Here is a 22,515-nt window from a genome sequence, read left to right on the forward strand (position 1 = left end):
GGCATCAGCTTGATTGCAGTTCTCGATCAGCGTCGTTCGCCGGCGAGATGCCGCGATGTGATTGTCGGGTCAACGGCGCCTGAGCGACCGCCGAACCAGCCTGCAAGCGCGCCGAGGATCAGTCCGAGCGCGCCGAGAAGCGCGGCGGTCGAGACACCCGTGGCAGCAGTGTCGGCCGCCTGCTTTGCCTGATCCACGGTCTGGCGATACTGCTGCTCGTACTGCGCGATCCGATTGCGAGCTTCTTCAGGCGGAATGTTCTGCGCACGGGCGAGAGCGTCGACTGCCCGGTCACGCGCCTGTTGCGCCTGCGCTTGATCGCCGGTCAGCATGGCGCGCAAGCTCGTGATAGCCGTGTCCCTCAGTTGCGCGGGGTCCGTTCCGCCTGCTGCACTTCGCACCTGCTGCTCGATCGCGGCGAATGGATCTGGGTTCTGTGCCAGAGCCGGCGCTGCAGTCTGTACAGCTGTCCGGCCTAAGCCGCCCACAGCACTGGACAGCGTGTTGTAGGCGCCGCCGAGCAGACTGCCCAAGGTCGAGGTCAGAAGATAGAAGATGACAAGCGTCGTTGCGGCCCAGGCTATCAAACCATGATAACCGGCAGTGGACTCCTTGGGACGTCCCGAGAGCCGCCCAGCCAAATAGCCCCCGGCGAAGGAGGCTATGATCCCTGAAAGCGTCCACCAGATACCGGCCGCAATGGAGAAGGTTGACGCCTGCGGGTTGTCTCCCGTTGCTGGATCGAGAGTCGCCACGCCGATGCCGATGCCAAGCATGTTGAGGATAAGCTGGGTCACCAGGGCCGTGACCACACCGGCAAGGACTGCGCCCCAGGAGATGCGGTTCAACATGATGGTGCGCGCATCTTCGGCGGGAGTGACTGGAGACATGTGCGGCGCGTCTTTATCGCCCAGGTTGCGAGGCGTCGCGGGGTGGTCCACCATGGTGTCCTCCTATGGCTTTCATGGCAAAGAGCAGTTCGCCCTGAGGCGGACTATTTTCACGCCCTTAACCAGAGGGCAGCCCATATGTTCCACGGTTTTGCCATAAAACCGCGAGGCGCGGCCAAGCTCTTCTTAGGTGAGCGTTTCGTAATCCTTGTTCTTCAGGCCATCGTGAGAGTGACGCGTCGGCAGCGTGCCTTCCGGCTGCTTCTTGAAATGCGGGGCGGCCATGGAGCCGACGGAGCCCTTTGCGACCGTCACGCCGCCATCAACCGCATAGAGCGCGCCGGTAACGTAGCTTGCCTCATCGGAGGCGAGGAAGCAGAACACGTTCGCGACTTCCTCCGGCGTGCCGCGACGCCCCATCGGTGTCGCGTCGATCATCATCGATTCCATCTCCCGGTCCATCGGGCCGCTGGACTTGTGGGTCCAAGCCGTGTCGATGGGACCGGGGCAAACGCAATTGGCGCGTACGCCATAGGCCGCCTGCTCCACGGCCACGCCGCGCATGAAGGAATGGATGAAGGCTTTGGTGCCGCCATACATCGTATTCTTGGCAATGCCGATCATGCCGGCCTCCGAACCTGTGGAGATGATGTTGCCGTATGTCTTCTGAAGATGGGGCAAGGCAGCCTTGGTCATCAGAAAGACGGACCGGATGTTCGCGCGCAGGGTCTCGTCGAACTTGTCGACAGGATAGTCCTGCGTTTCCGCAGCGACCAGGAACACTCCTGCGTTGTTGACGAGAACATCGATGCGCCCGTAAGCGTTCACGCACGCTTCCACCGCTGCCTGGGCGTGATGCTCCTCGGCGATGTCGCCAAGGTAGATCTCCGCGAAACCACCGGCCCTGTTGATCATCCGTGCCACATCCTCCACCGGATCGTCCGGCAGGCCGACGAGCAGAAGGCGGGCGCCCTCCCGAGCAAGTTTGAGAGCAATCGCCTCGCCGATGCCGGTGCCGGCACCCGTCACGATGGCAACCTTGTCGAAGAGGCGTCCGGTCATGGGTATCTCCTGAAGGTGAGGCAAGCGCAGCCATGAAGCCTCGGCCCTGGCTGCGGTCAGGCGAGGACAAAACGGGCCGCTCCCCTGACGGTTCCTCCCATGTTTGGACATCACGGACAGGTGACCTGCGCCACGAGGGGTGGTAAGGCGACCGCATGCTAGAAGGTCTGCACCCCAACCGCCCAACCCACGTCTTCCGCATCACCACGGACGAGCGCTCCGCACGCGCCATGACCGACATGATCGGCGAGATCTTCGACCCGGCCGAGACGGCTGTCGCTTCGTTTGAGACGGAAGACGACGGCCCCTGGATGCTGGAGGCCTATTTCGCCCACCAGCCGGATGAGGCGGCGATCCGCAACCTGCTGCGCCCCATCGTGGGCGCGGAGGCCGACAAAGGCGTCTTCCTGCCCCTCGAGCAGAAGGATTGGGTGAAGTCGTCCCTGGAGGGTCTCAAGCCGGTCCGCGCCGGACGGATCTTCGTCCACGGCTCCCACGACCGCGAGCAGCGCCTGCCAAGCGACATCGCCATCGAAATCGAGGCGGGCCTCGCCTTCGGCACCGGCCACCATGGCACCACCAAGGGATGCCTGCTTGCTTTCGTGGATGAGTTGAAGATGCGGACGCCCCGCCATGTGCTCGATGTCGGCACCGGCACGGGCATTCTCGCTTTTGCTGCGGCGAAGGTTCTGAAGCGCCCTGTCGTGGCGGGGGACATCGATCCGGAGGCCGTGCGAGTGGCGCGGGAGAACGCGCGGCTCAACGGGATCGCGGCCTGGATGAGGCTCTATGTAGGCCCCGGCATCCGCCATGCGGAGGCGGACCGCCCCGGCCACTTCGACCTGGTCTTCGCCAATATCCTGGCCAAGCCTCTGCGGATGCTGTCACCGGCGCTGGCGCGCGTGGCGAGCGATGACGGGACGATCATTCTGTCCGGGCTTCTCTACCGCGACGTCCCCGGTGTTCTGTCAGCCTATGCGCACCAGGGCTGGTATCTGCAGCGCCGGTACGATCTCGACGGCTGGGCCGCGCTCGTAATGAAGCGCGGCAGCGCACGTGCGCTGCCGCGGCTGTAATTTCTCTTACTCGGCCAGAACGCCTGGGTAGCGCTTGGCGAGTTCGCGGCGGAGCTTGAGGGTTTCGGTCCAGACTTCGCGAATGGCCTTGAGGGCGGTGATGATGATCATTGTCTTATCTTTCTTCGCAAATGAAGTGATCAAAGCTTGATGGGCAAATCGTCGGACTGGTCGAGGAACAGGGGGGTGTGATCCTGCCGGCGGTCCAGATCGGACATGAAAGCCTCGTGGCGGCGCAGTTCCCGTGCAGCGCTCCGGGTGCGGCTCTCGACGAGGGCATTCATGATCCGGGAAGCGACCTGCGAAACCTTGGATGGTGCGGTGTCAGAGCTGGCGAGGCGGGACGAAAAGACGGCTGCGGTCATGGGCTTGTCTCCAAACGGATTGTTGCTGAGACCCTTCAGCGCTCCTCCGTTCTTGTTATCCAGAAGATAAGCTCGGTTCGACTTTGGTAGAAGTCACAGGATCACATGCAAGCCATGCGATATCTGCAGGACAACGCTAATTTTGATTAACACCTAGTCACCCGACGCATAATTCTCGGGCACTCTGCCTGAACGCGCAGCCATTCTTCCCGGGCCATTGCAGTTGCGGCCGCGCTCGCTCCGGCCTAGCGTGCAGACCTCTTCATTTGCGATGCCCGGTGCTGCTTTCCATGGCTCAGTTCCAGTTCTTCGATGACACGACCTCTCCCGCCCAAGGACCCAAGCACATTGCCAAGCTCCGTGCCGAAATGGCTCGCCGGGGCTTCGACGGGTTCATCGTGCCCCGCGCCGACGAGCATCAGGGCGAGTACGTGCCGAAGAGCGCGGAGCGTCTGGCGTGGCTTACCGGGTTCACAGGCTCGGCCGGGACGGTTGTCGTCCTGCAGAACAAGGCCGCTCTCGTGGTCGACGGTCGCTATACGGTCCAGGCGGCAGAGCAGGTGGACACCTCCGTCATCACGCCGGTTCAACTCGCCGACTTCACCCCCGAGGACTGGATTGCCGAAAACCTGCCCCAGGGCGGCACCCTCGCCTATGACCCATGGCTTCACACCAGCGACGGGCTCAAGCGGCTGGAACAGGCGGTCAGCCGGGCCGGCGGGCGGCTCGCCCCCGTGGACATGAACCTCGTCGACGTGATCTGGATCGACCGCCCCGCTCCACCGCAGGCGCCGGTGCGGCCGCATCCCCACGATTATGCCGGAGAAGCAGCGCCCGCCAAGCTGGAGCGTATCCGCCGCAAGATGGCGGAGGCCAAGATCGACGCTCTCGTCATTTCCGACCCGCACAACCTCGCCTGGGCCTTCAACCTGCGCGGCGGCGATGTGGGGCACACCCCCCTGCCGCTCGGCTACGCCATTCTCCCCAGAGAGGGTCGCGCCAGCCTGTTCTTCGACCCAGTGAAGGTGACGAACGAGGCCGGCGACGCGGTCGGCGACCTCGCCGCGTTCGCGCCAATCAGCGGCTTCCAGGGCGCTCTCGACGAGCTGGGTGGAACCGGCGGCAGGATCCGCGTCGACTCGGCAACCGGCGCAGTCGCCCTGATCCGGCGCATCGAGGCGGCGGGCGGCACGGTCGATGTGGGGGCTGACCCGATTGCCCTCATGAAAGCCGTGAAGAACGAGGCCGAAATCGCAGGCTCCCATGCGGCGCATCTGCGCGACGGGGTGGCAGTGGCCCGCTTCCTCGCCTGGCTCGACCGTGAGGCTCCGTCGGGCAAGCTGACCGAGATCGACGCGGTGGAAGCGCTGGAGGTCTTCCGCGTCGAGACGGGCGCGCTGAAGAACATCTCCTTCCCGAGCATTTCAGGCGCCGGCCCCAATGCCGCCTTGCCGCACTATCGCGTCACCAGTTCGAGCAACCGCTCCATCGAGCGCAATCAGATATTCCTGATCGATTCCGGTGCTCAATACGAGGACGGCACCACGGACATCACCCGCACGGTCATCGTGGGCGAGACGACAGCGGAAATGAAGGACCGCTTCACCCGCGTGCTGAAAGGCCATATCGCCATCGCCCAGGCGGTGTTCCCGAAAGGCACGACCGGTGCGCAGATCGACGCCTTCGCGCGCAAGCCCCTGTGGGAAGCGGGCCTCGATTTCGATCACGGCACGGGCCACGGCATCGGCAGCTATCTCTCCGTGCACGAGGGCCCGCAGCGCATCGCCAAGACCGGCCACACGCCGCTGGAGATCGGCATGATGCTGTCCAACGAGCCCGGCTTCTACAAGCCCGGCGCCTACGGCATCCGCATCGAGAACCTCATCCTCGTCGAGCCGCGCACGATCCCCGGCGGCGACCGCGAGATGATGGGATTCGAGACGCTCACCTTCACGCCCATCGACCTGCGCCTCGTGGAGCCCGCGATCATGACCGCGGACGAGATCGCGTGGCTCAACGCGTATCATGCAGCGGTGCGCGAGAAGATTGGGCCGCATCTCGATGCCGAGACGCGCGCTTGGTTGGAGAACGCAACGCAGCCCATCGGCTAGAGCAGGTTCCGCAGCACCACGACGGCGACTACGCCGACTGCCACCGTGCCGAGCAGCGGAAGCCGGAACGCTGCGACTGCCGTGATGGCGGCCGCGATGGCTTCCGCCCATCCGGTGGTGAGCGCGGTCGGTGCGATCACGGCAACCAGCACCGCCGGCGGAATGGCGTCGAAGGCGGCCTTGGCGCGCCCCGTGAGCACGAGGCGGTCGGCCACGAAGAGGCCTGCGATGCGCGTGAGATAGGTGACCACCGCCATGGCCAGGATGGCGGTCAGAGTCGTCGTGTCGAGGTTCATGAGCGCGCCTCCTCAGGTGCTGCGAGATAGGCTGCGGCAATGCCCGCGAGTGCGCCCGATGCCACGTGCCAGGGAGCGCCAATGAAATAGTGCACGAGGGCTGCGACGGCCGCGCTGACAGCCACGGTGACGAGGGTCACGCGGCTCTTCCCGAAGCCGGCCACAAGGCCGATGAAGAGCGCCGTAAAGGCGAAGTCCGCGCCTATGCGCTCCGGGTCGCCGAGGAAGGAGCCCAGGATCGCCCCGATGGTCGACGACAGCGTCCAGTTCGCCCAGAGCACCACGGCCATGGCAAACCAGTAGGCTCCCGTCACAGGCCGTTCCAGCGCGCGGCGCTCGGACAACGCCCAGGCCTCGTCGGTGAGGAAGAAGTAGGCCAGCAGGGTCTGGACCCGCGACATGCGAACCTTCGGCGTCAGCGACGCCCCCATCAGCACGTGCCGCGCATTGATCAGCAGCGTAGCGAAGGCGAGGGTCAGGATGGGCGCAGGACTGATCCAGGTCTCGATGGCGGCGAACTGCGCACCGCCCGCGAAGACCAGGGCGGACATGAGGCCGACCTCGAGGGTCGACATCCCTTTGGCGGCAGCGACCGCGCCGAACAGGAGTCCGATGGGAAGGGCCGCAACGGCCACCGGCGCGATGTCGCGCAGGCCCGCCTGGATATCCCGGCGCGGGGTTGAGACGAAGGGGCTTGCCTGATCCATGACATTCCTCATTGCCCTGGCCTTATGCGGGAGGAATGCCCGGACGTCTTGGATGAAAGTGCTGTGTCAAGCAGTTCGATAAGCCCCCGGCGTCACGCCCATGCGAGCCTTGAACACGCGGTTGAGATGGCTCTGATCGAAGAAGCCGCAGGCGGCCGCCACTTCGCCCGGAGCTTCGCCCTGCCCCAGCAGCCGGGTCGCGGCCCGGAAGCGCCGGTCGAGGAGATAGGCATGGGGCGTCAGCCCGGTCTCCTTGGCGAAGGCGCGGATGAAATGGCTGCGCGACAGCCCCGCCAGGGTGGCGAGGCCCGCGAGATCCGCCTCCTCGCCGATATGCGCATCGAGGTAATCGCGCACCCGCAGGATGCTCGTTGATCCGTAGCGGACGCTCGGCAGGGCACCGAGATCGGCCCAGCGGGCGATCAGACGGCTCAGGAAATCGATAAGCCGAGTGTCCTGCTCCATCTCGGAGGCCCAGCTGTCCTCCTGGCAGAGGCAGGCATGGAGCCTGACCTGAGCCTGAAACAGCTCGGGATCGTCGATGACGGAATGCCGGAACCAGGGCGGACGGGAGAGCGGACGGCCCGCCACGTCCTCGGCGATCTCCTGCATCAGCTCCGGCGAGGGATAGAAGGTGCGATACTCGAAGCCGCCGCCATAGGGCTCGCCGTCATGGATCTCGTCCGGGCAGACGACCGCCACGCAGCCTGCCGGAACATAACGCTGCTCACCGCGATGGAAGAAGGTCTCGCAGCCGGCCAGCACCGCCGCGATGGCGTAGGTGTCGTGGCTGTGGCGGGCATAAGCGTGACGGCGAAAGGTCGCGCGCAGGCAGTCGAGGCCGCGATAGCGCGGCACCCGCCAGAAATGCGTCACGTCGCCCGCTCCAACCTGGGCAGGATCGAGCGAGACCTCCGGGGTGATCACCGTCATGGGCGCACCATGCCACATCGGGCTTGCCAAGTCTTGGACAGGAGTCTCACCCCCGCCCGACGAGGGCGAACCAGCCGTCCTCGTCCATGACCTGGAGACCGAGCTCGGCCGCCTTGGCGAGCTTCGAGCCCGCGCCGGGGCCGGCCACCACGATATCGGTCTTCTTGGACACGGAACCCGCCACCTTGGCGCCGAGGCGCTCGGCCATGGCCTTGGCCTCCTCGCGGGTCATCTGCTCGAGCGAGCCGGTGAACACCACGGTCTTGCCGGCGACCGGGGAACTCGCGGAGGCCGGCGCCTCCATCGGCTCCGTGGTGACCTCAGCGAGCAGCGCATCGAGCATCTCCTCGTTGTGGCTCTCCTTGAAGAACTCGACGATGGCCTCCGCTACCACAGGCCCGATGCCGCCGATGGAGGTGAGTTCCGCATGCGCCTCCGAGGTCTCGTCGGCCGCAGCCTTGGCGATCTCGCGCAGGTGCTCGAAGGTGCCGAAATGGCGCGCCAGCAGTCGCGCCGAGGTCTCGCCCACATGCGGGATGCCGAGCGCGAAGATGAAGCGGTTGAGCGACATCGAACGGCGCGCCTCGATGGCCGCGAACAGGTTCTTCGCGCTCGTCTCGCCCCACCCTTCCCGGTTCTCCAATCGCTTGAGGCTGCGCGCATTGCGTGCTTGAAGCGTGAAGATGTCCTGCGGGCGCTGGATCAATCCCTCTTCGTAGAACTCGTCGATGCGCTGCAGGCCCAGTCCCTCGATGTCGAAGGCGTTGCGCGACACGAAATGCTTCAGGCGCTCGCGCGCCTGCGCCGGGCAGATGAGGCCGCCGGTGCAGCGGCGCACCGCATCCTCCTTAGCCGTACGCGGATTGACCTCGCGCACCGCGTGGCTGCCGCAGGCCGGGCATGTGGTGGGAAACTCGTAAGGCTTGGCATCCGCGGGACGTTTCTCCAGCACCACGTCAAGAACCTTCGGGATCACGTCGCCGGCACGGTTGATCACCACCGTATCGCCGATGCGGATGTCGACGCCGCTCCGGATCTTCTCGCCGTTTCCGCCGATCCCCTTGATGTAGTCCTCGTTGTGCAGCGTCGCGTTCGACACCACGACACCGCCGACCGTGACGGGCTTCAAGCGCGCAATGGGGTTGAGCGAGCCCGTGCGGCCCACATTGATCTCGATGCCTTCCAGCACCGTCATTGCCTTCTGCGCGGGAAACTTGTGCGCCAGCGCCCAGCGCGGCGAGCGCGACACGAAGCCGAGGCGTTGCTGCAGGCTCAAGGAATCCACCTTGTAGACGACGCCGTCGATGTCGTAGCCGAGATTGGCGCGGTCGGTCTCGATGGCGTGGTAATGCTCCAGCAATTCCGCAATGCTCTCGCAGCGGCGCGTCAGCGGATTGACCGTGAGGCCGAAGCTCCTGAAACACTCCATCATGCCGTGTTGCGTGTCAGCCGGCATGGCGCTCACCTCGCCCCATGCATAGGCGAAGAAGCGAAGCGGGCGCGAAGCCGTGATCGACGCATCGAGCTGGCGCAGGCTGCCCGCCGCCGCATTGCGCGGATTGGCGAAGAGCGCCTTGCCGGCCGCTTCCTGACGCGCGTTGATGGCGGCGAAATCCTCGTGCGAGAGATAGACCTCGCCCCGCACCTCGAAGACCTCCGGAACGCCCGAGCCCTTGAGCTTGTGCGGGATGTCGCCCACGGTGCGGGCATTGTTGGTCACGTCCTCGCCCACCGCGCCGTCGCCGCGGGTGGCGGCGGAGACGAGCTTTCCGCTCTCGTAGCGCAGGCTGAGCGACAAACCGTCGATCTTGGGCTCCGCCGTAAACGCCAGCGCCGCATCGTCTTTCAGGTTGAGGAAGCGGCGGATGCGCTCGACGAACTCCTCGACTTCCTCGTCCGCGAAGCCGTTGGCGAGCGACAGCATCGGTACGCGATGACGGATCTTGCCGAATTTCTCCGACACCCTGGAGCCCACCTTCTGGGTCAGGCTCTCAGGGCTTTTCAGCTCGGGAAACTGATCCTCCAGGGCCTCGTAGCGCTTGCGCAAGGCATCGTATTCCGCATCCGAGACGCTGGGCGCGTCCTCCTCGTAATAGCGCCGGTCATGCTCTGCGATCTCAGTGCCCAGGGCCTCGTGCTCGGCACGGGCTTCATCGGGCGTCAGGTGATCGACGGGCTTTGAGGAGGTGTTGTGTGGGGGCATGATCGAATCGGGTTTGAGGGTGCTTGAACCATAGCGCTCGGCGCTGGAGTCTCCAGGGCGCACCACAGAGGTTTCACCTGTTTCCGGCATTCTCCTCTCTCGTGATGACCCATTCCTTAAGGCCGCGTGAGAGCGTTCCCTCCCCTTTGTGGGGCTGGTGGCTGTGGGCTTTGTCTTGGCTTGTCTCGGGCTTGAGGGAAGCGCGGGAGCAAGGCTGCTTCGCTTCACTCCGGTGGAGCGGGCGAAGATCGGATCGGGACGGGAGTTCCGCCCGGACGGGAAGCACCCGCCTCCCGCGCACGGCTTTTCGACCCTGAGCCTCGCGCTCCAGCCCATCAGGGACGAACCCTCAGAGAGCTTCACGGCGCATCGTGCGCAGCCCCGGGTGCACCGGTGCCGGCAAGGCCTGGGAGGAGCGGAGACAGGAGCCTGCCCGAACAGGTCGGTCTTTCTGCCTCCTCCACGAAAGGACCCTGACCGCCCGGGGGTGCGACGCCCCTGGCCTGTCAGAACCGGATCCCGCCTCCACAACCGACGCCTCGGGCGCGCCCCTCGTGAGGCAGGACACCCAGACCTATAGCCAAGGTTAGGAGAATTGTCAAGAACAAAGAGTGAACGTCAACTCGCCCTCGCTGTCGTGGCCGGGCTCGTCCCGGGCATCCACGTCTTTGAGAACTACTGCGTTGCAAAGACGTGGATCCCCGGACCGGGTCCGGGGATGACGAACAGGGTGGCAGGATGGGAAGGGTGTCATTCTCGGCCGGAGCGCAGCGAAGGGGAAGGAAACCCATAATGCTGAGCGTACCAGTGGATCGCCTTCCCTCGCTCCGCTCGCAGGAGATGACACCCTGGCCGTCATGGCCGCACCTGTTGCGGCCATGACGTCTTCGCACGGATGAATGCTGGGATCACCGGACCAAGGCTAGCGATGGCGGGATCGGCTTTTCAGAGCTGCCGTTGCGGGAAGTTGACCTCCCGAGGAACCTCCACCCTCATAGGCAGGAGCTCAACGTGAGTCGGGATGCCTGCAATGAATGTGCTCGTGGTCGGCGGAACGGGGTTTCTGGGTGGGGCGGTTGCGGAGGCCGCGCTTAAAGCCGGCCACCGGGTCGCGGTCTTCACCCGCGGCCAGACCGTCAATCCGGCGGTTGGCGCCGGCTTCGAGACGATTGTCGGCGACCGGCACCACGACCTTTCGGCCCTCAGGGGCCGAACCTTCGACCTTGTCGTCGATACCTGCGCCTTCGCGCCCGATGCCGTGGAAAGCCTGCTCGAGGCCCTCTCCCCCACCATCGGCCGTTACGCGCTCGTGTCGAGCGCTTCGGTCTATGCGGATTTCGCCAGGCCCGGCCTGACGGAACAGGCGCCTACGAGCCGCGCAACGCCCGAGCAGCTGGACCTCGCCCGGTCGCTCCCGGTGGAGCGGCGCTCCAGCGCGGCATCCTACGGCACGGCCTATGGGCCGCTGAAGCGCGAGTGCGAGCTGGTGGCCATCGAGCGTCTAGGCTACCGGGCGCTCATTCTTCGTTCCGGGCTCCTGGTGGGCGCGGGGGATTACACGGACCGGCTGACCTATTGGGTGCGCCGCGTGGATCTGGGCGGGCTTGTCCCGGCTCCCGGGGATCCGCAGCGGCTCGTTCAGCTCATCGATGTGCGCGATGCCGCGCGCTTCACCGTCGAGGGTGCCGAGAGAGGGTTGGGCGGAGTCTTCAACCTCACCGGCCGTCCCCTTCCCATGAGCGCCCTCCTCGATTCATGCCGCCGCGTGGCAGGATCGGATGCGCGGTTCGTCTGGTGCCCGGATGACGCAGTGCTGGCCGCGGGCCTCGAGCCCTGGAGCGAGGTTCCCCTCTGGCTGCCACGATCAGACGAGCCGTTCCGCCATTTTCTGGAGATCGATACGCAAAAGGCATTCGCACAAGGGCTTCACACCCGGCCGTGGGATGAAACGCTCAAGAACATTCTCGCCTGGGACAGGACCCGCCGTGCAACGCCCCTGAAGGCCGGAATGCCTCCGGAGAAGGAGGCTACGCTGTTGGACTCGGTTGAGGCCGATGCGGCCGTTTAACCGGCAGGAAAAGCGATCCTGCTTGGTTACCGATCCGGCATGATCGGCCGCGCATTCCGCAGCACCTGGGTCAGCGCATCGGTCATCTGCCCGAGCACCACCCGATCCACGTTTTCCGCATTGTCGCAGGCCTTGTGATAGCAGGGATCGTAGGGCTGCCCGGCCTGACCGCCGAAGCGCCCGGCATGCTCGTCGCTCTTCGCATTGCCGGCGCCGGTGAAGAGGCCGAGCGTCGGAATGTTCTTGGCAGCAAAAGCCGCATCGTCAGAGCCGAAGCCGCGCTGGTTGCGGGACCGCTCTTCCACCGGCAGGTTTTTCGACTCGAAGCTGTCGGTGAAGGCCTGGATGATGCCAGCGGTCTCGGCGGTGCGCTCCGTCTGCGAGAGCTGGATGAAGCGCCCGAAATTCACCGAGCCGACCATGTCGAGATTGATGTAGAACCGGATCCGGCGCCGCTCCTCGTCCGACAGGGCATCGACGTGATGGCGCGAGCCGATGAGGCCGCGTTCCTCCGCGCCCCAGAAGGCGAAGCGGATCGGCGTGGCGGTCGCGGGCTCCTTTGCAAGGCGCAGGGCCGTCTCCAGAACGGCCGCCGAACCGCTGGCATTGTCGTTCATGCCGGGTCCCTCGGAAACGCTGTCGAGATGGGCTCCCACCACGATGAGGCGGCCGATCGCCTCGCCGCGATCCGCCAGGACGTTCCGGGTCGAGCGGGTGCCCGTCTCCACATCGACCTTCAGGCGCACGCGGCTGCGCGACGGATCCCGTGCCGCCTCGGCAAGCCGGCGCCCCACCTCGGTGGCCACGCCCAGCACGGGGATCGCCGCCTGGGTGGCGAGGCGTCCGCCGAAGGTGCCGGTCTGGTCGCCGGTGCCCTGGTTCATGATGACGAGGCCTGCGGCTCCCGCCGCCTGGGCCAGTTCCGCCTTGGTCTGGAACGGACAGGTGCCCCGCCGCACGAGGGCGATGTGGCCTGGGGTGAAGCCTGCAAAGTCCTCTCGCTCGCAGCCGCTCGTGGATGTCTGCAGAGGCTCCTCGCTCAAGGCCAGATCCACCGCCTGGACTGGCGCCGTCACGTCGCCGGAGCCGGAACTCGCCAGGGTGCGCAGCGCCTCGCGGGGCGGCGTGACCGAGTCGGGCTCTCCGGGCCTGGTGACGAGAACCGGCGGGGACCGCTCGTCGAAGAACGGAAAGGTGAATTCCTCGAACCGCACGGTGTAGCCGGCGGCGCGCAGCTCATCGGCGACGTAGTCCGCGGAGCGGTCGTAGCCGGGCATGCCGGCCGCCCTGTTGCCGCCACTCGCCGTGGCGATATCCTGCAGAGCCTGGACATGGCGGAAAGGGTCGGTTTGCGTTGCAGAGGCCGGCAGGCCCACATCGGCGTGGGACGATCCTGCACCCGTCAGGGCGACACAGGCGGCAAGGGCGGTTCGACGGATGTTCGTCTGCAATCGGGGCACGCGGGGCTCATTTCCATGACCGCACCTGGTGGTGCGTCCAAAGGAAATCGGGTTTGCGCTCCCCGCAACAAGTGCGGCAGCCTGTGCCCTCACACAGACGTGAGACCTCGGGCGCGGGCCGCCCTAATGCGCTGACGCTTCCAGCAGCCGCGCGGCGGCCGCGCGGGCTTCCTCAGTGATGGTCGCGCCGGCGAGCATGCGGGCGATCTCCTCCCGGCGCGGCGTGGCCTCCAGAGGGATGACCCGGGTGGCGACCCGGTCCTCGGTGCCGCGCACCCCCTCCTTGGCGATGAGGAAATGGCTCTCCGCCTTGGCGGCCACCTGCGGCGCGTGGGTGACGGCCATCACCTGGACCTTGCGGGCGAGGCGCGCGAGGCGCTGGCCGATGGCATCCGCCACGGCGCCGCCGACTCCGGTGTCGATCTCGTCGAAGACGAGGGTCGGGGCGGAGCCCTTGTCCGCCAGCACCACCTTGAGGGCCAGCATGAAGCGGGAGAGCTCGCCGCCCGAGGCCACCTTCATGAGTGGACCGGCGCGGGTGCCGGGATTGGTCTGGGCCCAGAACTCGACGCGCTCGAAGCCGCCCGCGTCGCGGCTCGTCTCGTCGGTGGTGATCTCCGTGATGAACCGCGCCCGCTCCAGCTTGAGCGGCGGCAGCTCGGCCTGCACGGCGGCGTCGAGGGCCTGACCGGCCTTCTTGCGGCCGGCAGACAATGCTTTGGCGGCCTTCACATAGGCATCGTCTGCCTGTTTCAGGGCCTTCTCCAGGCCGGCGAGCTTCTCCTCGCCGGCATCGATGGCGGCCACATCCTCCTCGAAGCGCTGGCGCAGGGCTGCCAGTTCGTCGGCGGGCACGTTGTATTTGCGGGCGGCGGCGCGCAGGGCGAACAGGCGCTCCTCCGTCTGCTCCAGCTCGCGGGGGTCGTATTCCGTGGCGCGGATCGCATCTTCCAGGGACGCACGCGCCTCGTCGATGGCGACGAGGGCCGCATCGAGGGCCTTGACGCTGGGCTCCACCAGCGCCGGTGCCTGGGCGCCGCGGCGCTCCAGCTTGCGCACGGCGGCCGAGAGCTCGTTGACCGGGGATGCGTTGCCGGCGACGACCTCATAGGCCTCGTTCAGATCCTGGGCCACCTTCTCCGACTGCATCATGATCACGCGCCGCTCGGCGAGGCTCTCCTCCTCGCCTGCCAGCGGGTTCAGAGTGGTCAGCTCTTCAACCGCGTGGCGCAGGAAATCGGCCTCCTTGCGGGCCTTCTCGATGCGGTTGCGGTGGTCCTGCAGGGCGGAGCGCGCCTCGCGCACCCGGCGTGCGGCCTCGGCCACGGCCAGGTTCTCCGCCGAGAGGCCCCCGAAGGCGTCGAGGATGGCCCGGTGGGAGACGGGATCGACGAGGGCGCGGTCGTCATGCTGGCCGTGGATCTCGACCAGGGTCGCGCCGATGGCCTTGAGAACCTGGACGCTCACCGGCTGGTCGTTGACGAAGGCGCGGGTACGCCCGTCGGCCACCTGCACGCGGCGCAGAATCAGGTCGCCGTCGATGTCGATATCCGCATCTGACGCGATGCGACGGGCCGGATGATCCACGGGACAATCGAACACGGCCGTGACCTGGCCCTGGTTCTCGCCATGGCGCACGAGGCTGCCGTCGCCGCGGCCGCCGAGGGCCAGGGCGAAGGCATCGAGCAGGATGGATTTGCCAGCCCCGGTCTCACCCGTGAGGACACTTAAGCCCTCATGGAAGTGAAGCTCTAGCCTGTCGATGAGGACGATATCGCGAATCGCCAGCTGGATGAGCATGGATGGTGAGGCTTAGCCCGTGCGCTGACCAACCTGGGGAACGCCGCGGAAGGCCTTGCTGATCCAGGACTGGGAGTCCTCGCGCGGCTCTACGCCGCCCCGGGTCAGCAGGGCGTGGGCATCCTTGTACCAAGGAGAGTCGGGGAAGTTGTGGCCGAGAACGGCGGCGGCGGTCTGCGCCTCGTTGACGATGCCCATGGCCATGTAGGCCTCGGTGAGGCGCTCGAGCGCCTCCTCCACGTGACGGGTCGTCTGGTAGCGGGACACGACGTTGCGGAAGCGGTTGATGGCGCCCGCGTAGTTGCGCTTCTGCAGATAGAAGCGGCCGACCTCCAGCTCCTTGCCGGCAAGCTGGTCGCTGGCCACCTGGATCTTCTTCCTGGCGTCGGACACGTACTCGGAATTCGGATAGCGCTGGATCAGCTCCTGCAGCGCCAGGATGGCGCGCTCGGACTTCTCCTGGTCGCGGGTGATGTCCGGGATCTGATCGTAATAGGATGAGGCCATCAGATACTGGGCATAGGCCGCATCCGTGGTGTTGGGATAGCTCTGGAGATAGCGCCGGGAAGCCGTGATGGCCTCGTCATAGAGACCGCCTTCATAATTGGCGTAGGCCTCCATGATCAGGCCTTTGCGGGCCCAGTCCGTATAGGGGTACTGCTTGTCGAGGCTGCTGAACTTGCTCGCCGCGCCGTCGAAGTCGCCCTTCTGCACCCGGGCGAGACCATCGTTGTAGATCTCCTCAGCTGGCGCATTCGACACGATCTCGGGCTTGTAGGTCGTATCCTTCTCGAATGGGTTCAGCGACGAAAGAGTTTCGCACCCCGCGAGCCCCAAGCCGCAGACGCCAAGGATCAGGGCGCGGGCGACCGCGCCTTTCATACCCGAATAAGCCTTCGCGAACGACATGCTTCGCGGTCCTCCAAAAACCGTGCCCGATGTTTTAACGGTGCATCAAGCGTTCTTTAGAGCATCGGACCCAAAAGTGGAAGGCACTTTTGGAACCCATCCGACGCTCAACCCTTTGTGCTGGCGCACCGTTTTGTGGGGAAAACCGGATCCGCTTTTCCGCACGATGCGCTGGCCCAAGTATATGGGAAGAGCCAAGCCCATAGCACAGGGTTTACCCAATAGGAATTAAGAAAGCCTGCATGAAATCATGCGGCCAATGGGCGCTTGAGGCCAGGAAGATCGAAGCGGCGTCTCAAGGGAAGGATTCAGTGCACTTCCGGAGCGAAAACCGAAGCGACCGCATTGCCGATCTCCGCATAGCCCGTCTCGCGGCGCGGCGTGGCGTCGACGATGGCGTAGTTGGAGCGGCTCGAGAACAGGGCTTCGAGCACGGAGAAGTTCATGCGGTGACCGCCGCAATAGGAGCGGTAGGTGCCGAGCAGCGGCAGGCCGGCGAGCGACAGATCGCCGATGGCGTCGAGGAGCTTGTGCCGGACGAACTCGTCGGCATAGCGCAGACCCTCGGGGTTCATGATGCCGTCGTCGCCGATGGCCACGGTGTTCTCGAGGGAGGCGCCGAGCGCGAAACCGGCGCTCCACAGCTTCTCCACATCGCGCATGAAGCCGAAGGTGCGGGCGCGGGAGATCTCGCGGCGGAACACGGACGGCGACAGATCGATGGCCTTGCGCTGGCGGCCGATCACCGGAGTCGGGAAATCGATCTCCACGTCGAGACGGAAAGCCCGCTCGTTCGGGAGAAGCTCGGCGAAGGCCCGGCCCTGCGTGACGCGGACGGGCTTGAGAACCTTGATGTAGCGGCGGGTGACGCCCTGAGCCGTGATGCCGACTTGGTCGATGGCATCGATGTACGGCGCCGAGCTGCCGTCGAGGATCGGCACCTCCGGCCCGTCGATCTCGACGAGAACGTTGTCGATGCCGAGGCCGGCAAGAGCCGCCATGAGGTGTTCGATGGTGGCGACCGCGCCCGAGTCGCGGTCGCCGATCACCGTGCAGAGCTCGGTGGCGGTCACCGCCAGATGCCGAGCATCGATCAGCCGGTCCAGGCCGCCCGGCAGGCCGGTGCGGAGGAAAGCAATGCCATGGTTCGCTTCAGCCGGATGAAGGATCATCTTCACTTCATCCCCGGAATGGACACCAGTTCCGATAAGGGTCACGGCGGCGCGAAGCGTGGTTTGCTGGCTTTGCTTCATGTGTCCTGGACCTCAACTACCCTTGTCGCCTGACAGAGCCTGTTTCGCCGAAGGAAGGTGCATTGGCTGCGTTTTGCTTCCCGCGGCAGGCTTCTTGTGAGCGCTGCCCCTTTTGATGTGCTGGCACCATAGTCCCGCTGTCAGGCCAGGCCAAATCACGCTTTCTTACCGTGTGTTACAAAGAGGATATGTATCAAGCCTCTGATATTAATGCTTTTTAACGACGAAGGCCCCCAGCCTGCAACCGGCTGGGGGCCTTCCGTAACGGTCGTGGCGGCGCTGTCGGGCCTAATCAGTTGGCCTGGCGACGGAGGAAGGCGGGAATCTCCAGCTGATCATCCTCGGAAGCAGCCCGGGGAGCCGGAGCCGGCTGGCCCTGCGGCGGCCGCTGCGCCTGGGCCGGCATGGGCCGGCGGGCGTATTCGGCGTGCACCGAGGACATGGGCTGGCGCGGGGCTTCCTGGCGGGACTCGACGGGAGCCTGCTGCGGCTCCTCGCGGCGGCCGAAGCCGATGGTCGCGAGACGCTGGATCAGCGAGGGCTTGTGCTCCTGGGCCGTCTCCTCGCCGCGGCTGGCGCGCAGGGCGACCTGTCCCGGCATGGGCAGCTCGTCGATGCGCGGCATCCGGGCCGGACGCATGGCCCGCTCCGCCTGAGGCGGAATGAAGGCGCCGGGCTCCACCTGCTCCTCGTAGACCGACGCTTGAGGGGCCGGAGCCTCATAGGCAACCGCCTGCCGCGGCTGGGCCGGGGTGAGGACCACGTCGTCGCGCACGATCGGCTGGGGAGCGGGCTCCACAGGCTGAAGCGCCGCCACGGGAGCCGGGGCCAGAACGGGCGAGCCCTGGGTCAGGATCGGAGCCGCCTTCACCGGTTCGGCTTGGGCGGCGGAGCGAAAGGTCGGCGTGGCCTGGGTGGCGCGGGCGCGGGCTTCGGCCCGCAGGCGCTCGGCGACCTCGGAGATGCGCTGCTCGGTGGCCGTGAGATCGCCGCCGTTCTCCATGATCGCATGGTCGATGCCGGTCGCCACGACGGACACGCGGATGATGCCTTCCAGGCTCTCGTCGAAGGTGGCGCCGAGGATGATGTTGGCGTCCTGGTCCACTTCCTCGCGGATGCGGGTGGCAGCCTCGTCGAGCTCGTAGAGGGTGAGGTCGTTGCCGCCGGTGATGGAGATCAGCAGGCCGCGCGCACCCTTCATCGACACATCGTCGAGGAGCGGGTTGGCAATGGCCGCCTCGGCCGCGCGGATGGCGCGCTTCTCGCCGGAGGCTTCGCCGGTGCCCATCATCGCCTTGCCCATGCCGCGCATGACGGAGCGCACGTCGGCGAAGTCGAGGTTGATGAGGCCTTCCTTCACCATGAGGTCGGTGATGCAGGCAACGCCCGAATAGAGCACCTGGTCGGCCATGGCGAAGGCGTCCGCGAAGGTCGTCTTCTCGGTGGCGACCCGGAACAGGTTCTGGTTCGGGATCACGATGAGCGTGTCGACCGCCTGCTGCAGCTCGTTGATGCCGGCTTCCGCCAGCTTCATGCGGCGCACGCCCTCGAACTGGAACGGCTTCGTCACGACGCCGACCGTCAGTATACCGAGCTCGCGGGCCGCGCGGGCCACGACCGGGGCAGCGCCCGTGCCGGTGCCGCCGCCCATGCCGGCGGTGATGAACACCATGTGCGAGCCTGCGAGCTGATCGCGGATCTCGTCGATCACCTCCTCGGCTGCGGCCCGGCCGACTTCCGGCTGCGAGCCGGCGCCGAGGCCTTCGGTGACCTGGATGCCCATCTGGATCACCCGCTGGGCCTTGGAGGAGGCCAGCGCCTGCGCGTCGGTGTTCGACACGACGAACTCGACACCCTCCAGACCGGATTCAATCATGTTGTTCACGGCGTTGCCGCCGGCGCCGCCGACGCCGAAGACCGTGATATGGGGCTTGAGTTCCCGGATGTCCGGAGATTGAGGATTCATTGCCATGACCTGTGCCTCTTCTGGCCTTTATACCGATAAGCGTTTGGCGGACGCTAACCCTTGTTGACTTCAACTCTCACGATGGCCCGCCGCGCCAACGCGTTACTCGTCTTAGAAACTGTCGCGAATCCAACGGCCCATCCGTGAGAAGTAGCCGTCGGTTCCCGTACTCTGGAACAAGCCGCTGGAACGCGGCTCGAAATACTCGATGTGTGCCACCTGCGGATAAACCAGGAGGCCGACCACCGCCGAAAAGGCAGGGCCCTTCGCCGCTTCTGGCAGGCCCTTGATGCCGAGCGGACGCCCGACACGAACCTGGCCCTGCAGGATGCGGCGCGCCGTTTCCGGCAGCCCGACGAGCTGGCTTGCGCCGCCCGTCAGCACGACCCGCCGTCCGGCCTGGGCCGCGAAGCCCGCACCTTTCAACCGGTCGCGCACGAGTTCGAGAACTTCCTCGACCCGCGGCTTGATGATGCGAACGAGGTGCGACTTCGGCAGATGATTCGGAACGTCCCGTTCGTCCTCATCGACCTGCGGCACCGCGATCATGTCCCGGTCATCCGCGCTCGAAGCGATGGCGGAGCCGTAGAAGGTCTTGAGCCGTTCGGCAGCGGACACGCGGGTCGTGAGACCGCGCGCGATGTCCATGGTCACGTGATGACCGCCGACCGCGATGGCATCAGTGTGGACCAGATGCCCGTTGGAGAAGATGCCGACGCTCGTGGTGCCTCCGCCCATGTCGACGACCGCGCAGCCCATGTCGGCCTCGTCATCCACGAGCGCCGAGAGGCCCGCCGCATAAGGGGTGGAAATCACCGCCTCGACGCCGAGATGGCAGCGCTCGACCGCGAGCATGAGATTGCGCGCAGCAGCCGCCTCGGAGGTGACCACATGCAGATCCGCGCCGAGGCGCTCGCCGATCATGCCGGCAGGATCGACGATGTGGTTCTGCGCATCGAGCGAGAAGCCGGTGGGAAGCGCGTGCAGTACCGTGCGGCCGCGGCGCAGATCGTAGCTCGACGCGGCGTCGAGCACGCGATGCACGTCGCCCTCGCTCACCGCACCGCGCACGGGAACGTGCGCTTCGAAATGCTCGGACGCGAGCCGCCCGCCGGTGAGGTTCACGATCACCGACTGGATCTCGACCTTCGCCATCCGCTCGGCGGCATGCACCGCCTGGCGGATCGCAGCCTCGGCGGCCTCCAGATCGACGACCACGCCGCCCTTGAGGCCCATGGACCGCTGATGGCCGATGCCGAGGATGCGCGCCACATGGGTGCGGCTGCGCAGCGACTCGACTTCGTCGGCCGGCTTCAGTTCGGCCACCACGCAGACGACCTTGCTCGTTCCCACGTCGAGCACCGAGAGAATGGCGCTCTTGCGTGCGGAGAGTGGCTTCAGGCGAGGCGTCAAACCGTGACCCGAGAGACTCATGTATCGACCCCCTTGCCGCGCATTAATTTTTTCTTGAGTGCCTCGGCGCGGGCCAAGGCGGCCTCTTCCGTCAAGCGGACGACGACGCGATCCACTATCCGCAGATCGATCGCCAGCACGTCCTTTTCCAGAATCTTCTGCTCGTTCTCGAGCTTCACGAGCCGGCCCAGCGCATCGGCGGCCTTGAGCTCCGGCAGGCGCACGTCCATGCCGTTGTCCATCTTCAGCGTCCAGCGCCGCCCGGCGACGAGCGTTCCGGCGCGGATGCGGCTCTTGAGCGGACCGGCCGCGTCGAGCAGCGCGAGGTAATCCTTGCTGCGGGCGTTGGCGCCCTCGCCCACCACGAAGGGCAGATCGAGATAGCGTTCGTCCTGCATCAGATCGATCACCGTGCCGTCGGCCGCGATGACGAAGAGCTCGCCGTTGTTCTGCCAAATGGCATGAGCCTCACGCTCGGTGAGCGTGATGACGAGTCCGTTTGGATAGAGCTTGCGCACCGCGGCCGACTTGACCATCGGGACGCGCTCGAGGCGCTCGCGCAGGTCGTTCACGTCGAGGAAGGCGAGCGACTGCTTCGCATTGATGCCGGCCGCGGCAAGGACCTCGTTCTCGCCCATCTGCGAAATGCCGGAGATCGTCACCTGTTCGAGGCCGAGGCCTACGGCCCGCGCCAGCGCATGGTGCGGTTCGCCGTGCTGGCGGATGAAATCGTCGATGTGACCGCCTTGCCAGAGGCCGTAGCCGACGACCGCCGAGAAGAAGGCCAGCGTCAGACCGGTTCCGAGGAAGCGCGGAAGGCGCTGCTCGATCGGAGCAGCCGAGGAGCGGCGGCGTACGCCGCGCGAGGCGCCGAACAGCTTCTTGATTCGGGAGGGCTGCTTGAACGAGGAGGCGGGCCCCCGGTTCCCGGAGGCAGCGCGCGCAACGGCGAATCCGGCCGGATAGGCCGTCATCGGTTGCAGGTAGCGTCCTCCACCATCCATTGCACAAGCTCGCCAAACGTATAGCCCGCATGGGCTGCCAGTTCTGGCACCAAGCTCGTCTCGGTCATGCCGGGTTGCGTGTTGACCTCAAGAACGACGAGCTCCCCGGTTCCTCCGGGCGTGTCGTCGTACCGCAAGTCGGCGCGGCTGATTCCCCGACAGCCGAGCGCTTGATGCGCCGTTAACGCCAACTCTTGGACCTTTTGGTAAATATTCGGTTTAATTTCTGCCGGGAGGACGTGAATGGAGCCCCCCTTCACATATTTCGCATCGTAATCGTAGAAGACACCGGTGGCGGGACGAATGTCGATGACTCCCAGCGCCCTGTCGCCCATGATAGCGCAGGTCAGCTCACGGCCCGCAACATATGATTCCACAAGGACTTGGTCGCCGAAGGCCCAGTCCTCGCGCAGCAGTTCCTGGGGCGGGTGGGAGCGGTCCTCACGGACGATGATGACCCCATAGGACGAGCCCTCGCTGATCGGCTTGACCACATAGGGCGCCGGCATGACGTGGCTTTTCGCCGCCTCCAGACGGTTAACGACCATGCCCTTCGGAACCGGCACGCCGGCTGCCTCCATAACGATCTTCGCCCTGTCCTTCTGCATGGCGAGCGCCGAGGCGAGGACGCCGGAATGGGTGTAGGGAATTCTTAAGAGTTCCAGCAGGCCCTGAATGGTCCCGTCCTCGCCCACGCGCCCGTGAAGCGCATTGAACGCCACGTCCGGCGCCACCGCCTGGAGAACGGTGGCAATATCGGACTGCACGTCGATGGGAGTGACCTTGTAGCCCTGGTCTTCGAGGGCCTTGCAGCAGGCCCGGCCGGAAGCCAGGCTGACCTCGCGCTCCGCCGACCAGCCGCCATAAAGGATGGCAACGTGCTTCGCCATAGGTCTCTCCTGTGATGTGCCCCGGCGATGCCGGGTCAAAAGTGATTCGAATCAGGGCCGGAGCATCAGCCCCAGAGGGTCCGATGCTCCTTCTCTTGGCTGGCGCATC

The 22,515-nt window shown here is 65.8% G+C and carries 18 protein-coding genes; 3 read left to right on the top strand and 15 right to left on the bottom strand.

Going from position 1 to position 22,515, the window contains the following annotated elements; genetic code table 11:
- Positions 1–26: 26 nt before the first annotated feature.
- Together AC0QTX_RS00465 and AC0QTX_RS00470 are read right to left on the bottom strand one after the other, a co-directional pair.
- Positions 27–944, bottom strand: coding sequence for a PhnA-like protein (locus AC0QTX_RS00465; RefSeq protein ID WP_474601847.1), 918 nt, complete (start codon positions 942–944; stop codon positions 27–29).
- 132 nt (positions 945–1,076) lie between these two features.
- On the bottom strand, positions 1,077–1,952 hold the full coding sequence (locus tag AC0QTX_RS00470) for an SDR family NAD(P)-dependent oxidoreductase (RefSeq protein WP_474601848.1): 876 nt from the start codon (positions 1,950–1,952) through the stop codon (positions 1,077–1,079).
- A 155-nt stretch (positions 1,953–2,107) separates the two neighbouring features.
- Here AC0QTX_RS00470 and AC0QTX_RS00475 point away from each other — a divergent pair, with 155 nt between their 5' ends.
- The gene (locus AC0QTX_RS00475; RefSeq protein ID WP_474601849.1) at positions 2,108–3,028 is read left to right on the top strand and encodes a 50S ribosomal protein L11 methyltransferase; all 921 of its coding nucleotides are present in this window, start codon (positions 2,108–2,110) and stop codon (positions 3,026–3,028) included.
- 140 nt (positions 3,029–3,168) lie between these two features.
- Here the strand turns inward: AC0QTX_RS00475 and AC0QTX_RS00480 are convergent, their stop codons facing one another.
- On the bottom strand, positions 3,169–3,393 hold the full coding sequence (locus AC0QTX_RS00480) for a hypothetical protein (protein ID WP_474601850.1): 225 nt from the start codon (positions 3,391–3,393) through the stop codon (positions 3,169–3,171).
- Positions 3,394–3,683: 290 nt separating this feature from the next.
- Here AC0QTX_RS00480 and AC0QTX_RS00485 point away from each other — a divergent pair, with 290 nt between their 5' ends.
- Entirely contained in the window at positions 3,684–5,504 is a 1,821-nt protein-coding gene (locus AC0QTX_RS00485) for an aminopeptidase P family protein (protein ID WP_474601851.1), read from the top strand.
- Here AC0QTX_RS00485 and AC0QTX_RS00490 read toward each other — a convergent pair.
- The 4 genes from AC0QTX_RS00490 to ligA all read right to left on the bottom strand — a co-directional run bounded on the left by AC0QTX_RS00490 (position 5,501) and on the right by ligA (position 9,643).
- Positions 5,501–5,800 carry an AzlD family protein gene (locus AC0QTX_RS00490; protein ID WP_474601852.1) on the bottom strand — a complete coding sequence of 100 codons (300 nt, stop codon included), beginning with the start codon at positions 5,798–5,800 and terminating at the stop codon, positions 5,501–5,503. The genes AC0QTX_RS00485 and AC0QTX_RS00490 overlap by 4 nt on opposite strands.
- A complete protein-coding gene (locus tag AC0QTX_RS00495; protein WP_474601853.1) occupies positions 5,797–6,507 on the bottom strand; it encodes an AzlC family ABC transporter permease in 711 nt (236 codons plus the stop codon). The genes AC0QTX_RS00490 and AC0QTX_RS00495 overlap by 4 nt, the downstream gene beginning before the upstream one ends.
- Positions 6,508–6,573: 66 nt before the next feature.
- Positions 6,574–7,440 carry a helix-turn-helix domain-containing protein gene (locus AC0QTX_RS00500; RefSeq protein ID WP_474601854.1) on the bottom strand — a complete coding sequence of 289 codons (867 nt, stop codon included), beginning with the start codon at positions 7,438–7,440 and terminating at the stop codon, positions 6,574–6,576.
- A 46-nt stretch (positions 7,441–7,486) separates the two neighbouring features.
- Positions 7,487–9,643 (bottom strand): NAD-dependent DNA ligase LigA, encoded by a 2,157-nt coding sequence (gene ligA, locus AC0QTX_RS00505; RefSeq protein WP_474602076.1) that lies wholly within the window; start codon positions 9,641–9,643, stop codon positions 7,487–7,489.
- A gap of 1,030 nt (positions 9,644–10,673) precedes the next feature.
- Here ligA and AC0QTX_RS00510 point away from each other — a divergent pair.
- Positions 10,674–11,711, top strand: a complete 1,038-nt coding sequence (locus tag AC0QTX_RS00510) for an NAD-dependent epimerase/dehydratase family protein (RefSeq protein WP_474601855.1) — start codon at positions 10,674–10,676, stop codon at positions 11,709–11,711.
- Positions 11,712–11,737: 26 nt separating this feature from the next.
- On the opposite strand, the gene AC0QTX_RS00515 is transcribed toward AC0QTX_RS00510, so the two are convergent.
- From AC0QTX_RS00515 to AC0QTX_RS00550, 8 genes are all read right to left on the bottom strand, one after another.
- On the bottom strand, positions 11,738–13,171 hold the full coding sequence (locus tag AC0QTX_RS00515; protein ID WP_474601856.1) for a M20/M25/M40 family metallo-hydrolase: 1,434 nt from the start codon (positions 13,169–13,171) through the stop codon (positions 11,738–11,740).
- 123 nt (positions 13,172–13,294) lie between these two features.
- Positions 13,295–14,971 carry a DNA repair protein RecN gene (gene recN / locus AC0QTX_RS00520; RefSeq protein ID WP_474601857.1) on the bottom strand — a complete coding sequence of 559 codons (1,677 nt, stop codon included), beginning with the start codon at positions 14,969–14,971 and terminating at the stop codon, positions 13,295–13,297.
- Positions 14,972–14,983: 12 nt separating this feature from the next.
- Positions 14,984–15,880 (bottom strand): outer membrane protein assembly factor BamD, encoded by an 897-nt coding sequence (locus tag AC0QTX_RS00525; protein ID WP_474601858.1) that lies wholly within the window; start codon positions 15,878–15,880, stop codon positions 14,984–14,986.
- A 308-nt stretch (positions 15,881–16,188) separates the two neighbouring features.
- A complete protein-coding gene (lpxC, locus tag AC0QTX_RS00530) occupies positions 16,189–17,133 on the bottom strand; it encodes a UDP-3-O-acyl-N-acetylglucosamine deacetylase (RefSeq protein WP_474601859.1) in 945 nt (314 codons plus the stop codon).
- 292 nt (positions 17,134–17,425) lie between these two features.
- Complete coding sequence (gene ftsZ / locus AC0QTX_RS00535) at positions 17,426–19,105, bottom strand: cell division protein FtsZ (protein ID WP_474601860.1); 1,680 nt, start codon at positions 19,103–19,105, stop codon at positions 17,426–17,428.
- A 105-nt stretch (positions 19,106–19,210) separates the two neighbouring features.
- Entirely contained in the window at positions 19,211–20,533 is a 1,323-nt protein-coding gene (ftsA, locus tag AC0QTX_RS00540; protein WP_474601861.1) for a cell division protein FtsA, read from the bottom strand.
- The gene (locus tag AC0QTX_RS00545) at positions 20,530–21,516 is read right to left on the bottom strand and encodes a cell division protein FtsQ/DivIB (RefSeq protein WP_474601862.1); all 987 of its coding nucleotides are present in this window, start codon (positions 21,514–21,516) and stop codon (positions 20,530–20,532) included. The genes ftsA and AC0QTX_RS00545 overlap by 4 nt, the downstream gene beginning before the upstream one ends.
- On the bottom strand, positions 21,483–22,406 hold the full coding sequence (locus tag AC0QTX_RS00550) for a D-alanine--D-alanine ligase (protein WP_474601863.1): 924 nt from the start codon (positions 22,404–22,406) through the stop codon (positions 21,483–21,485). The genes AC0QTX_RS00545 and AC0QTX_RS00550 overlap by 34 nt, the downstream gene beginning before the upstream one ends.
- Positions 22,407–22,515 lie beyond the last annotated feature (109 nt).

Source organism: Microvirga sp. jy35 (assembly GCF_056148915.1).